The sequence below is a fragment of the Albibacterium bauzanense genome (assembly GCF_004339765.1).
Classification (GTDB): domain Bacteria; phylum Bacteroidota; class Bacteroidia; order Sphingobacteriales; family Sphingobacteriaceae; genus Albibacterium; species Albibacterium bauzanense.
The window spans coordinates 60019-73289 of record NZ_SMGO01000002.1 but is presented as its reverse complement, the minus strand read 5'-3'; the positions used below and the strand labels follow the sequence as shown (position 1 = coordinate 73289).

Here is a 13271-nt window from a genome sequence, read left to right as displayed (position 1 = left end):
AAATAACCATACAATGAATTATATCATCTGTCTTATTATACTTGTTCTGATCCATTTTGGATTGTGGAAAATGTTTATTAAAGCCGGGCGACCAGGTTGGGAAGCACTAATTCCATTTTACCGTGAATATATAATAACGAAATTAACAGGAAGACAATCCTGGTGGGTAATTCTTTTAATTATCCCTATCCTAAATATCTTTATAGGTATTACTCTTTATATCGATTTTGTTAAAAGCTTCGGAAAACGAAGTTTTCTAGATCATGCCGGTACTGTACTATTGCCCTTTGTTGTATTCCCTTTGTGGGGAATGGATACAACAACAAGCTACTGGGGTCAATCAGCCACACCCGAGTTTAAAGAGAAATACCCTTTTAAAAAGAATGCTGCCCGCGAATGGGCTGATGCCATTATATTCGCAGTCGTTGCTGCCACGTTGATTCGTGGTTTTCTGATTGAAGCCTATATGATTCCTACCGGATCTATGGAAAAGAGTCTTTTAATCGGCGATTTTATTTTTGTAAGCAAAGTGAATTACGGACCTCGTGTTCCCATGACTCCCGTAGCATTTCCTTTTTCCCATCATACCTTACCTACAGGAGGTAAAGCTTATTGGGAAGGAATTAAATTAGATTATCACCGTTTACCCGGCTTTGAAAAAATAGAGCGGAATGATGTTGTTGTATTCAACTATCCTATGGATGCCGATGCACCTTTAAGCCGTCCGGTTGATAAGCGTGAGAACTATATTAAACGTTGCCTTGCTATTGCTGGCGATACATTGAGTATTGTGAATTCTCAGGTATATGTAAATGGAAAAGCAGATGTGAATCCTCCGGAGAGTCAAACAACCTATTATGTAAAAACAAATGGCACTGACTTAAATCCACAAACTTTATTGGATATGCGTATTGAGGGAATGCGTCAATCTGAAACAGAATATATTTTTACTATGACAGAAGGGCAAGCTAAAACTGTTTCTGCATGGGCGAATGTAGAAGCCGTTAAGCCTAATATTGCTCCTGCCGGTGTTTATGACAATCAAATTTACCCACATGATGCAGCTTTCCCCTGGAATGTTGATAATTATGGTCCCATTATCGTCCCTAAAAAAGGATGGACTGTCGCATTAGATAGTACGAATGTGCCACTTTACGAGCGATTAATCAGTGTGTATGAAGGTAATACTTTCGAAAAGCGTGCTGATGGTTATTATATCAATTCTGAAAAAGCAGATAGTTATACTTTTAAAATGGATTACTATTGGATGATGGGAGACAATCGCCATAGTTCAGCCGATTCCCGTTTCTGGGGTTTTGTACCTGAGGATCACATTGTAGGTAAAGCCTTGTTTGTATGGTTAAGCTTGGATGAAGTAGGGAATCTCTTTAATAAAGTCCGCTGGAATCGAATCTTTATGGGGATTGATTAATAACTCTCAATATTATAGATCTAGTAAAGGTGTTCATGTAGGTATCCAACTAAAAAGATCAATTGTGATTTCGGTAACTTATTTTTGGCTACAAAAATTCTACTGAAATCATAATTGATCTTTAAATCAAAATAATAAACAAACCTTTACAACGCTTCAATATCAAACCTCATCGCTAAAGTGTTTAAATCATCCTTAACCGACTGTACCAAAGGAATCCCTTCCACTCGGTTAACAAGTTCAGCTTCATATTCAGGTTCACCAGGAATAATTACAGGTTGCGATTCATCGATCCTTTCAGCGCTTTTAAACCGCCCTATCCATTGATCAATATTCTTTTTATAATCTTCAATCGGTCGAAAAGCATCCACACGCCAGGCACCTAAAAAATGTCCCAATCCTTCTCCTGGAAGGTCATTCAGCGGATCCAGATAAGCAACAAAAGGAGGAGCCCAGGGCCCATAATTAGCTCCCGATACTACTGCAGAGAATATATCTACTGCAGCACTTAAACCATAGCCCTTATGACTGCCATGTTCCCGATCACCACCAAGAGGCAGGAGAGAACCACCTCTTGTAACAACACCAGCATCCACAGAAGGCTTTCCATCAACATCTTGAGCCCATCCACTTGGAATAGGCAAATCCTTTCTTTTAGCAACTTCCAATTTTCCGTTAGCTGCTGTAGAAGTTGCCATATCCATTACAATTGGGGGGTATTTACCAGCAGGGAAAGTGTAGCAGATAGGATTCGTTCCCAGCATCCTTTCTTTTGAAAAAGTTGGTGTAACCAACGGACTCGCATTGGTCATTGCCATTCCAATCATATTTTTTTCAACAGCCATTAAAGCATGATAACCTGCAATTCCAAAATGATTTGAATTTTTAATAGCTACCCATCCAGAACCACATTTCTTTGCTTTTTCAAGAGCAATTTTCATGGCGAATGGTGCAACAACTAAACCTAGTCCAGCATCCCCATCAATAGTAGCTGTACTTGGAGTTTCAGAAACAACTTTGATCTGGGGAGTCGGATTAATTCGTTTCTTATCCCACAAACGAACATAGCCCGTAAGTCTTGCCACACCATGAGAATCAATTCCACGTAAATCTGCCTTAAGCAACACATCGGCTGCCAGTTCAGCATCATCTTTACTGCAGCCTATTGCCAGAAATACATCTTGCGTAAACTTTCGTAATTTCTTTTCAGCGATTCTCTCAAGTGCTATTTCCATTTATTGTTATTTAAAATACAGCTTCTGCAATTCGTTTAGTAGGTTCAGCATTCCCCATTGTATAATAATGAAGAACCGGTGCGCCCATTTCAATCAATTCCTTACTTTGTGAAATTAACCATTCAATACCAACTTCCTTAACATCCAGTTCAGATTTGCATGCACGTACAGCATCACTTAAATCAACAGGAATATCAATATGAAAAGTCTTTGGCAAAGATATAAGTTGTCTTGAATGAGTAATAGGTTTTAGTCCAGGTATTATAGGAACATGGATATCATACTCCTTACACTTTTTAACAAACTCCAGGTATTTCTGATTGTCGAAGAACATTTGAGTAACAATAAAATTCGCACCTAAATCAACTTTCTTCTTTAAATACTTAAAGTCCGTTTCTAAGTTCGGTGCTTCAAAATGCTTTTCTGGATATCCTGCAACGCCAATACAGAAGGTACTCTGATCCGTAACATCAATGGCATCGTGTAAATATTTACCCTGATTCATATCTACTACATGTTCCAATAGATCAGATGCATAGGCATGCCCACCCGGCGTAGGATAAAAAGCATTCTCCGTTTGACGAGCATCTCCCCGAAGTACCAATACATTATCGATTCCCAAAAATTGTAAATCGATGAGTGCATTTTCAGTTTCTTCCTTGGTAAAACCTCCGCAAATAAGATGCGGAACTGCATCTACCTTATATCTGTTCATAATAGCAGCACAAATAGCTACTGTGCCTGGTCGTTTCCGATAGGCAATTTTTTGTAACAATCCCCCTGGCTGTTCTTTGTAGATATAATCTTCACGATGATAGGTTACATCAATAAAAGGAGGGTTAAATTCCATTAGCGGATCAATGGTATCGTAAATATGCTTTATACTTTGACCTTTAACAGGAGGAAGTAGTTCAAAAGAGAATAAAGCTTTTCCTTGAGCATTTTTAATGTGTTCCGTTATTTTCATTTGAGTCAATTGTTTCTTTAAGGAAATGGGTAAAATGTTTTAATAAGATAGATTCGGACTTAACCATTGTTCTGCTACTTCTAATGACATTCCTTTACGAACAGCATAATCTTCCACTTGATCTTTCGCGATTTTTCCCAATCCAAAATAGCGTGAGTGATGGTGAGAAAAATAAAAGCCACTAACTGCAGCTGTCGGATACATGGCAAAGCTTTCAGTTAAATGAATTCCTGCATTCACTTCAGCGCTCAGTAGATCAAATAATGTCCGCTTTTCTGTATGATCCGGACAAGCAGGATAACCTGGTGCTGGTCTGATACCATCGTATTTCTCTTTAATCAACTCTTCATTATTCAGAGTTTCCTGAGGTGCATAAGCCCAGAAATCTTTCCGTACCAGTTCATGCATCTTTTCAGCAAAAGATTCTGCCAGGCGGTCTGCAAGAGCCTTTACAAGAATTGCATTATAGTCATCGTTATTTGCTTCATATTCTTTCACCAATTCATCACATCCCAATCCGGTCGTTACAGCAAATCCACCCCAATAATCGGCTCTTCCACTGTCTTTTGGAGCAATGAAATCGGCCAATGCATAATGCGGTTCGCCTTTAACCTTTTCAGATTGCTGACGCAGCGTATGAATAGTTGTTAAAACCGTTTTTCGAGTATCATCAGTATATAATTCAATATCATCATCGTTTATACTATTAGCCGGCCAGAAACCAATAACTCCATTAGCTTTTAGCAGTTTATTATCGATTAATTTCCGAAGCATTACTTTAGCTTCTTCAAATAAAATGCTGGCTTGTGCACCTACAACCTTATCTGTTAAGATTCGGGGATAGCTTCCATGAAGTTCCCATGTATGGAAAAAAGGTGTCCAGTCAATATAAGGCTCTAGTTCTTCCAATGGGAAATCAGCCAGTACTTTAGTGCCAAAGAAAGTAGGTTTAGGAGGAGTATAATCTACCCAATCTGTTTGAAAACGATTTTTCCTTGCTTCCTGAATCGTTACGAATTTTTTATCAGAACGCTTACTTAAATGAGCTTCTCTCGCCCTGGTATAATCATCTCTGATTTTATCAGTATATACCTTTTTATTCTCTTCGTTTAATAAATTAGTGCAAACTCCTACACTTCGTGAGGCGTCCAGTACATGCACAACAGGTCCTGAATAATTGGGTGCAATCTTAACAGCTGTATGAATGCGCGATGTGGTGGCTCCACCAATTAAAATAGGCAACTTTAATCCTTGCCGTTCAGCTTCCTTGGCAAAATTCCCCATCTCATCTAATGAAGGGGTAATCAACCCACTTACACCAATAATGTCTGCATTATTTTTAATTGCCTCATCAATAATCCGCTGTAATGGAACCATCACTCCAAGATCGATTACTTCAAAGTTATTGCATGCTAATACAACCGCAACAATATTCTTTCCAATATCATGTACGTCTCCTTTTACGGTCGCCATAACTATCTTACCAGCATTTTTGCGACTTACGGTATCTTTATTCTTTAGCTTTTCTGCTTCAATAAAAGGTAGGAGGTAGGCTACCGCCTTTTTCATAACCCTTGCAGATTTCACTACCTGGGGAAGAAACATTTTTCCAGCCCCAAATAAATCTCCCACTACATTCATTCCATCCATTAAAGGTCCTTCAATTACCTGCAATGGCTGATCGTATGCTAAACGCGCTTCCTCAACATCATTATCCAAATAATCAATAATCCCTTTTACCAATGCATGCGATAAACGTTCTTGAACAGTACCATTTCTCCATTCTTCCGATTTAACAACTGTCTTTCCTTTTGATTTAATGGTTTCTGCAAAATCAACCAAACGTTCTGTTGCATCTTCTCTTCTGTTCAACAAAACATCTTCCACATAGATCAGTAGCTCCGGATCTATTGCTTCATATACTTCCAGCATACCTGCATTTACAATTCCCATATCCAAACCAGCTTTAATCGCATGGTATAGAAACGCAGAGTGCATAGCTTCCCGAACTGTGTTATTTCCACGGAAAGAGAAGGAAATATTACTTACCCCTCCACTTACATGAACCAGAGGGAGATTTTCTTTAATCCATTTTGTTGCACGAATAAAATCAACTGCATAATTGTTATGTTCTTCAAGGCCAGTCGCTACAGTCAATATATTAGGATCGAAAATAATATCCTGTGCAGGGAATCCTATACCAGTTAATAATTTATAACATCGTTCAGCAATTTCTATTCTGCGCTCAAAACTATCCGCCTGTCCTACTTCATCAAATCCCATGACCACGACTGCAGCACCAAAATTCATGATAATGCGTGCATGTTCCAGGAATTCTTTCTCACCTTCCTTTAATGAAATGGAATTTACTATCCCTTTTCCTTGCAAACATTGGAGCCCGGCATAAATAACCGACCACCTGGAAGAGTCGATCATAATAGGTAATTTCGAAATATCCGGTTCAGAGGCAATCAGGTTTAAGAATTTGACCATGGCCGCTTCAGAATCCAACATCCCTTCATCCATGTTTACGTCAATTACCTGCGCTCCTCCTTCAACCTGCTGTCTCGCAATTGCTAGCGCAGCTTCAAAATCACCGTTTAGTATTAGTTTAGAAAATTTTGGAGAGCCTGTAACGTTGGTCCGTTCTCCAATATTTACGAAAAGACTGCCCGGTTGAAGAGTTACAGGCTCTAATCCGCTTAAACGTAAATAAGGCTTAGGTTCAGCAGGTTTCCGCGGAGTTACACCAGCTGCCTTTTCTGCAATATGAGAAATATGCTCGGGTGTTGTACCACAACAACCACCTACAATATTAACAAAACCATTTTTAATAAAATCTTCTAGCAAGTGTGAGGTTTCATGCGCATCCTCATCATAGGCCCCAAATTCATTGGGTAAACCTGCATTTGGATATGCCGAAACATAGCATGCTGCCTTTTCAGAAAGCTCTGCAATATGCGGACGCATTTCTTTAGCGCCCAAAGCACAGTTTAAACCAATGCTTAAAGCATTGGCATGACTTACAGAATTAAGAAAAGCCTCAACTGTTTGCCCCGATAATGTTCTTCCGCTCGCATCCGTTATCGTACCGGAAATCATAATTTCCAGTTGTTTGTCGGCTGCTAACTTTCCACTATCATAAAGTTCTTGCTGATATTTTTTTATGGCAAAGATTGCTGCTTTCGCGTTTAGAGTATCAAATATTGTTTCTATTAAAAGTATATCCACACCACCATCTACCAAGCCGCGTACCTGTTCATAATAGGCATCTACTAAGTCCATAAAAGTAACAGCACGGAATCCCGGGTCATTAACATCCGGAGATAAAGATGCCGTACGGTTTGTTGGACCAATAGCTCCAGCTACAAAACGAGGTTTATCAGGATTGTTTTGTGTAGATTCAATGGCTGCTTTCTTTGCCAGTTTAGCACCTTCCAAGTTGAGTTCATAGACCAGAGATTCCATCTGATAGTCTGCCATTGAGATTTTCTGCGAACTGAACGTGTTCGTCTCAATGATATCAGCCCCTGCTTCTAAATACTCGCGGTGAATACTTAAAATTATTTCAGGCTGAGTCAGGTTTAATAAATCATTGTTCCCCTGAACATCACAAGGGTGATGGGCAAATCGTTCGCCGCGGAAAGACGCTTCATCCAGCTTATAAGGCTGAATCATCGTTCCCATGGCTCCATCAATAATCAAAATACGCTTTTGTAACTCTTCTCTAATATCCATGTCATTGATAAATAACCATCGTAATTAAATACGCTGGAAAAATTATTTTAAAATGCTTTAAATATAGAGGAGCAGGAGGTAATGAAACTGCAGCTTATCTTTCCTGGTTTGATTTCTCGTTCAGGTAGAATGTAGCACCTTGTAAGTACAGGTTGCCAAGACTTCGTAGGGTCTAATCCCTCCGTCTTTCTCTATAAGCACTGCAAAGATGCAAATAATTTTTTAGAATCTCTACCAAATAGGAAGGGATTAAAATTAAATTCAAAAACCGTTGATTTAATTAATTGATTAGTTTTTTAAAATGCTCTTAAACCCATTAGACATCGTATCAACAATACTGCCCTGTTCATTTTTATAAACAAAGTAAGCTTCTAGATCAGGGTACTGATCCAAAAAGCTAAAAGCATTTTTTATGCCCATAGCCAAAAGGGCATTATCATAACCATCAGCAGATAGAGCGCCTTTAGCAAGGACTGTGACAGATAATATCTCTGAATGAACCGGATAGCCGGTCTTAGGATTAATAATATGGGTCAGCCTGTCTTTGCCATATTGTATATATTTTTGATAGCTTCCGGAAGTTGTTAAGGCTTTTCCCTTAATAATAGCGACATGTTTTATTGTACTTTCATTATTTATAGAGTTAACAGGCCCTTCAATACCTATATGGAAATCTTCTCCATCAGGCTTTTTGCCTTCAACACGTAACTCTCCTCCTATTTCAACTAAAAAGTTCTTTATTCCATTTTGTGTAAGAAAATCTGCTATCACATCAACCGTATAACCCTGGGCAATTCCATTTAAGTCAATTTTAACTTCTGGTTTTAGCTTTTTTAGGTAGTTTCCATTGAGTTCAATATTTTCCATACCAACAAAGGGTAAAATCTGTGCTATTTGATTACTGTCTGGAAGCTTCCTGATTTTTTCAGAAGAGAAACCCCATGCTGCAACCAGCGGCGCAACAGTTACATCAAATATGCCATCTGTTTCTTTATTAATTTGAAAAGCTTTCTTAATAACTTGAAGAAAATGAAAGTCTAATTCTCCTCCTTGCGCAGATTCATTGATCGTTGATATCAATGAATTACTTTTATATAAAGACATTGAATTGTCAATCACTAACAAAATACTATCAATCTGACCTTGACTAACTTTTTCACTATTATGATAGTATGAGATCAGGTAATTGGTGCCTTGTGCCTGACCATTAAATGTATAATGTACTTGTTCAGGATCCTGAAAAGACCAAAACCCCAAACAAGTACTAATTAAGATTATACTAAAGATGTTTTTCAACCTTACTTTAGATAACTATTGTTTTTCCAGGTTGTGCATATGGATAAAAACCATTTGAATCTGGTAAAACTTTTGGCAATGCATCCCAGCTTAACTTGTCTGGCATTAAGCTAATATCAGACGCTAATGCTTCATCCCATTTCAAAACTTTTCCTGAATAGGTAGCTAACCGACCAAGTATCCCTGTAAATGTACTTTCTGCTCCGCGTTCTGCATCAGCAAACTTATATTCACCTTTTGCAATCGCCTCAAAAAGTTCGTCATGTTCTGTCTGATATGGATTAGGATCACCTTTTCCTTGATGGTTGAAAATCTCTTTACCATCTTTATCCCAAAGTGTTCCTACATTAGAAGCAGAAAGATAGACTTTACCGCCCGTACCCTGAAAAGTTTCATCTACTCGATTGGAAGTACCTTCAAAATGTCGACATTGACTATAAATTACCGCTCCATCTTCATAGGTAAATTCAACAGCATGGTTATCATAAATTTCACCATATTCTTTTCCTGTCCGCCATGCTCTGCTTCCAGTTCCTTGCGCAGATACAGGATGCCCTCCAACAACCCAATTTGCCACATCCAGTTGATGCACGTGCTGCTCAACAATATGATCACCGCATAACCAATTGAAATAATACCAATTTCTTACTTGATATTCCATTTCGGTCTGATCAGCTGTGCGAGGCCTTACCCAAACACCACCACTATTCCAGTAAACCTGTCCGGCTTGAATTTTACCGATTGCACCATCTTGAATCTGCTTTATTGTTTCGCGATAATTCTTTTGATAACGGCGTTGCAAACCTACAACTACATTTAGTTTTTTAGTTTCTGCTTCTTTAGCTGTAGCTAATACCTGGCGAATACCTGGTGCATCTACAGCCAGAGGTTTTTCAATAAAGACATGTTTGTTTTGTTTAATAGCTTCTGCAAAGTGCGCAGGCCTAAAACCAGGAGGAGTAGCAAATAATACTACGTCTGCAAGCGCAATAGCTTTTTCATAAGCATCAAAGCCTACAAACTTATGATCTTCAGGTATGTCAACTTTATCTTTAAAGCGTTCTACAAGCTTTTTATAACACTCATCCAAAGGCTCTCTAAAAGCATCTGCCAGTGCTACAATCTTAAGATTTTGTTTCGTACTTAATGCTTGAAATGCAGCACCAGTACCTCTACCACCACATCCTACCAATGCAATTTTGATAGTATCATCAACTGAAGCAAAAACTCCAGAAATTGGTGCTGTGCCAATAGCTGTAGCACCTGCAATTACTGCTGTCGATTTTAGAAAATCACGACGATCATATTTATTTTTCATAACTGTTTATTTAGGGTTTCAATAATCTTCTATAGGTTTTTTATCATAGTAAGCGTCAATCTCCTCTTTTGAAGGTGTTACGGCAGGTCTTACGAGGCGAATGCCAATAAAAGGAGCATCTGGCATCCACCAGTTGCTTTTAGGAATTTGAGGGTCGATTTGTTTCCATGCCGGATCAGAAGCCAGGCGGGCAGCTGAACGCAAGTCCATTGCTTCATCAACAAATGAGCCTCCGCGAATACTATGCGGATAAAGCGTTTCTGGTATAACTACCGGATTATGGCTAACCTTACCTGCAAAAGCTGAATAATTGTCAACATATTGATCGTAAGTCCATTCTGCTACATTTCCATAAATATCAAATAGCCCCCATGGATTAGGTTTCTTCTTACCAACTTCATGAGTTTTATCACCACTGTTATCTTTAAACCAGGCAAACTCATCTAACAATGCGGCATCCTCACCAAAAAAATAAGCTGACTGCTTATTTGCTCTTGCAGCATATTCCCATTCTGCTTCAGTTGGTAAGCGATAGAAAACCCCTGTTCTGACATAGAGCCATTTGCAAAATTGAATCGCATTATATTGAGTCATTGCTAAAGCCGGGTGATTTTCTTTACCCATGCCGAATGTCATATCCAAATAAGGCTTTGTGGGCCGGGTTACTGCATCTACTTCTGCAGGTATGGATTCTGTACTATGAGATACTTCAAAATCTTTGTATAGAAATGGTTCAAAAATATCCCATGTTACTTCGAATGTACTCATCCAGAATGGATCCAGTTTTACATCGTGTACAGGTGCTTCATCAGGCTTTCCTTGATCGCTACCCATCTTGAAAGTCCCGCCTGGTATAGCCTGCATTGTAAAAGACAAATTTGTTCCGTCAATTTTTTGACTATAATTCTGTGCTGTTGCTGTTGTTTGCTGGGCTATTGAAAAAACACTGATAAATAAAAGAGGTATTAAAAATAAATATTTGTAATTCATGTATATATCGATTGTATAGGTCTTATACTTTGAAGATAAAAAAGAAAACCCAATGTAACATAAATATTTTAAAAACAAGATTGAAGCAATTAACTCAATGCGTGAAATGGAATTAGGTAGAAAAGGAATAAAATAACCATCATCGCTGATAAACTTCCTTAATTTCTGTTTGTTTTTCGCGTCTAAAGTATAACTTTGGAGATTGGAAAATAAATAAATAACTGATATGCAAGAAAAATCTGACATAGGTGTCATTGGGATTGCCGTGATGGGAGAAAACCTTATTCTTAATATGGAGAGTAAAGGGTTTCATGTAACGGCATACAATCGTACGGTAGATAAGGTAGAGCGTTTTGTTAATGGGCGTGCAAAAGGAAAGAACATTTATGGTGCTTCGTCTATCGAAGACCTGATCAATTCATTGAAGAGCCCTCGCAAGGTGATGCTAATGGTGAAAGCTGGTAAGCCGGTGGATGATTTTATTGAGTTGTTAATTCCTCATTTAGAACCGGGAGATATTATTATCGATGGTGGTAATTCACATTTCCCTGATACTGAACGTCGTGTAGAATATTTAGAGAGCAAAGGATTATTATATATCGGTACCGGTGTTTCAGGTGGAGAAGAAGGAGCCTTGTTAGGGCCATCTATCATGCCTGGGGGTTCTGAAGCAGCCTGGCCTGCAATAAAACCTATTTTTCAAGGTATCGCCGCTAAAGTGGCTGATGGTACTCCTTGTTGTGATTGGGTAGGTAGTGGCGGTGCCGGACATTTTGTGAAGATGGTGCACAACGGCATCGAGTATGGTGATATGCAGCTGATCAACGAAATCTATCACATCATGAAAGATGTGTTGGGTATGACGCCTGATGAAATGCACGATGTATTTAAAGAGTGGAATGAAGGGGAATTAGACAGTTACCTGATCGAGATAACCCGTGATATTTTAGCGTTCAAAGACGAAGATGGTCAGCCATTGGTTGATAAGATATTGGATACTGCCGGACAAAAAGGAACTGGTAAGTGGACAGGTACAGTAGCGCTTGATTTAGGCATACCATTAACATTAATTGCTGAGTCTGTTTTCGCACGTTGCCTGTCTGCATTGAAAGACGAGCGTGTAGCAGCTTCTAAAGTATTGTCAGGTCCGAGTGTAGTGTTTAAAGGCGATCGTACTGCTTTTCTTAATGACTTGCGCGATGCTCTTTATGCTGCAAAAGTAATTTCTTACGCACAAGGATACCAAATGATGGCTTCTGCAGCCAAAGAATATGGCTGGACACTTAATTATGGCAGCATTGCTATGATGTGGCGCGAAGGATGTATTATCCGTTCAGCATTCTTAGGAAAAATCAAGGAAGCTTTTGAAAAGAATCCAAACTTACAGAATCTAATTCTTGATGATTTCTTCCGTGATAAAATTCAAGCTGCACAAGCAGGATGGCGCAATGTAATTGTGGCTGCTGTAACTCACGGTATTCCTGTACCATGCTTGAGTGCCGGATTAATATACTACGATGGATACCGTTGCGAACGCTTACCGGCTAACTTATTACAAGCTCAGCGAGATTACTTTGGTGCTCATACTTATGAGCGTCTTGACAAACCGCGTGGTGAGTTTTTCCATACCAATTGGACAGGTAGAGGAGGAGAGACATCGTCTACTACATACGACGTTTAATTATTATTTCAATCACCGTTTCTTTTATGCTGCCTGTTAGGGCTGGAAACGGTGATTGATTTTTGCATTGCTGGTTGGGTTATAACCGCTAACTTCAATATATTCTACTTTCGGTTTAAAGAGTGACCCTCCATTAATGCGGACGAAAATACGTTCCAATACTATTTCTTTATTTTCAACGAGAGTATAAGCTTGGTATTTTTTACTTTGTTTGTTATACCTGACTTCAATCGGTAAATCTTTATACGCTTGAATCCGGATATCGAATTTGCCATCCTCTACTTTTGTATGATGTACCCCATAGGCCATAGTGCGTTGGATAAAGGACAGGTTAGTTCGCTTACTTCCTTCTGAATAGCGAATCCAGTGTGCTTTTACTGGCCGGCTGGTATCAAGCTCGCCATCCTCTAAATTTATCGAATAAATAACTGTATTAGAATTAGGATCACGCTGAAGATAAAATAGCTGATCTTTTTCAGCCGGAACGGGCAGGCTTTCTTTGTCTACAAGTTTATCAAAAGATTGGTCACCCGTTTCCTGGGCAGCAATATTAATAGATAGAACCATGAGGCCTACTAGAAACGAGATCGAAATAATTGATTTCCTCATACATT

The 13271-nt window shown here is 38.9% G+C and carries 9 protein-coding genes and 1 riboswitch; of the genes, 2 read left to right on the top strand and 7 right to left on the bottom strand.

Annotated elements, in window-relative coordinates; translation table 11 throughout:
• Positions 1–13: 13 nt before the first annotated feature.
• Entirely contained in the window at positions 14–1432 is a 1419-nt protein-coding gene (lepB, locus tag C8N28_RS06140) for a signal peptidase I (protein ID WP_132222683.1), read from the top strand.
• A 146-nt stretch (positions 1433–1578) separates the two neighbouring features.
• On the opposite strand, the gene C8N28_RS06135 is transcribed toward lepB, so the two are convergent.
• The 6 genes from C8N28_RS06135 to C8N28_RS06110 form a co-directional block, all read right to left on the bottom strand.
• Positions 1579–2667: an Ldh family oxidoreductase gene (locus tag C8N28_RS06135; protein WP_132222681.1), complete on the bottom strand. Its 1089-nt coding sequence runs from the start codon at positions 2665–2667 to the stop codon at positions 1579–1581.
• Between the two features lie 10 nt (positions 2668–2677).
• Positions 2678–3634 (bottom strand): methylenetetrahydrofolate reductase [NAD(P)H], encoded by a 957-nt coding sequence (gene metF / locus C8N28_RS06130; RefSeq protein WP_132222679.1) that lies wholly within the window; start codon positions 3632–3634, stop codon positions 2678–2680.
• A gap of 39 nt (positions 3635–3673) precedes the next feature.
• A complete protein-coding gene (gene metH / locus C8N28_RS06125; protein WP_132222677.1) occupies positions 3674–7372 on the bottom strand; it encodes a methionine synthase in 3699 nt (1232 codons plus the stop codon).
• A gap of 91 nt (positions 7373–7463) precedes the next feature.
• Positions 7464–7572: riboswitch (SAM riboswitch) on the bottom strand.
• A gap of 88 nt (positions 7573–7660) precedes the next feature.
• Positions 7661–8629, bottom strand: coding sequence for an FAD:protein FMN transferase (locus C8N28_RS06120; RefSeq protein WP_246012763.1), 969 nt, complete (start codon positions 8627–8629; stop codon positions 7661–7663).
• A gap of 46 nt (positions 8630–8675) precedes the next feature.
• Complete coding sequence (locus tag C8N28_RS06115) at positions 8676–9986, bottom strand: Gfo/Idh/MocA family oxidoreductase (RefSeq protein ID WP_132222673.1); 1311 nt, start codon at positions 9984–9986, stop codon at positions 8676–8678.
• 18 nt (positions 9987–10004) lie between these two features.
• Positions 10005–10976, bottom strand: a complete 972-nt coding sequence (locus C8N28_RS06110; RefSeq protein WP_132222671.1) for a formylglycine-generating enzyme family protein — start codon at positions 10974–10976, stop codon at positions 10005–10007.
• 226 nt (positions 10977–11202) lie between these two features.
• On the opposite strand from C8N28_RS06110, the gene gnd reads away from it, so the two are divergent.
• Positions 11203–12657, top strand: coding sequence for a decarboxylating NADP(+)-dependent phosphogluconate dehydrogenase (gnd, locus tag C8N28_RS06105; protein WP_132222669.1), 1455 nt, complete (start codon positions 11203–11205; stop codon positions 12655–12657).
• Between the two features lie 36 nt (positions 12658–12693).
• On the opposite strand, the gene C8N28_RS06100 is transcribed toward gnd, so the two are convergent.
• On the bottom strand, positions 12694–13266 hold the full coding sequence (locus C8N28_RS06100) for a DUF4833 domain-containing protein (RefSeq protein WP_132222667.1): 573 nt from the start codon (positions 13264–13266) through the stop codon (positions 12694–12696).
• Positions 13267–13271: the final 5 nt, after the last annotated feature.

What these genes read in the sequence shown, in the direction of transcription:
- lepB (WP_132222683.1), top strand. Translation starts at nt 14, where the DNA reads ATGAATTATATCATCTGTCTTATTATACTTGTTCTGATCCATTTTGGA.
- C8N28_RS06135 (WP_132222681.1), bottom strand. Translation starts at nt 2,667, where the DNA reads ATGGAAATAGCACTTGAGAGAATCGCTGAAAAGAAATTACGAAAGTTT.
- metF (WP_132222679.1), bottom strand. Translation starts at nt 3,634, where the DNA reads ATGAAAATAACGGAACACATTAAAAATGCTCAAGGAAAAGCTTTATTC.
- metH (WP_132222677.1), bottom strand. Translation starts at nt 7,372, where the DNA reads ATGGATATTAGAGAAGAGTTACAAAAGCGTATTTTGATTATTGATGGA.
- C8N28_RS06115 (WP_132222673.1), bottom strand. Translation starts at nt 9,986, where the DNA reads ATGAAAAATAAATATGATCGTCGTGATTTTCTAAAATCGACAGCAGTA.
- C8N28_RS06110 (WP_132222671.1), bottom strand. Translation starts at nt 10,976, where the DNA reads ATGAATTACAAATATTTATTTTTAATACCTCTTTTATTTATCAGTGTT.
- gnd (WP_132222669.1), top strand. Translation starts at nt 11,203, where the DNA reads ATGCAAGAAAAATCTGACATAGGTGTCATTGGGATTGCCGTGATGGGA.
- C8N28_RS06100 (WP_132222667.1), bottom strand. Translation starts at nt 13,266, where the DNA reads ATGAGGAAATCAATTATTTCGATCTCGTTTCTAGTAGGCCTCATGGTT.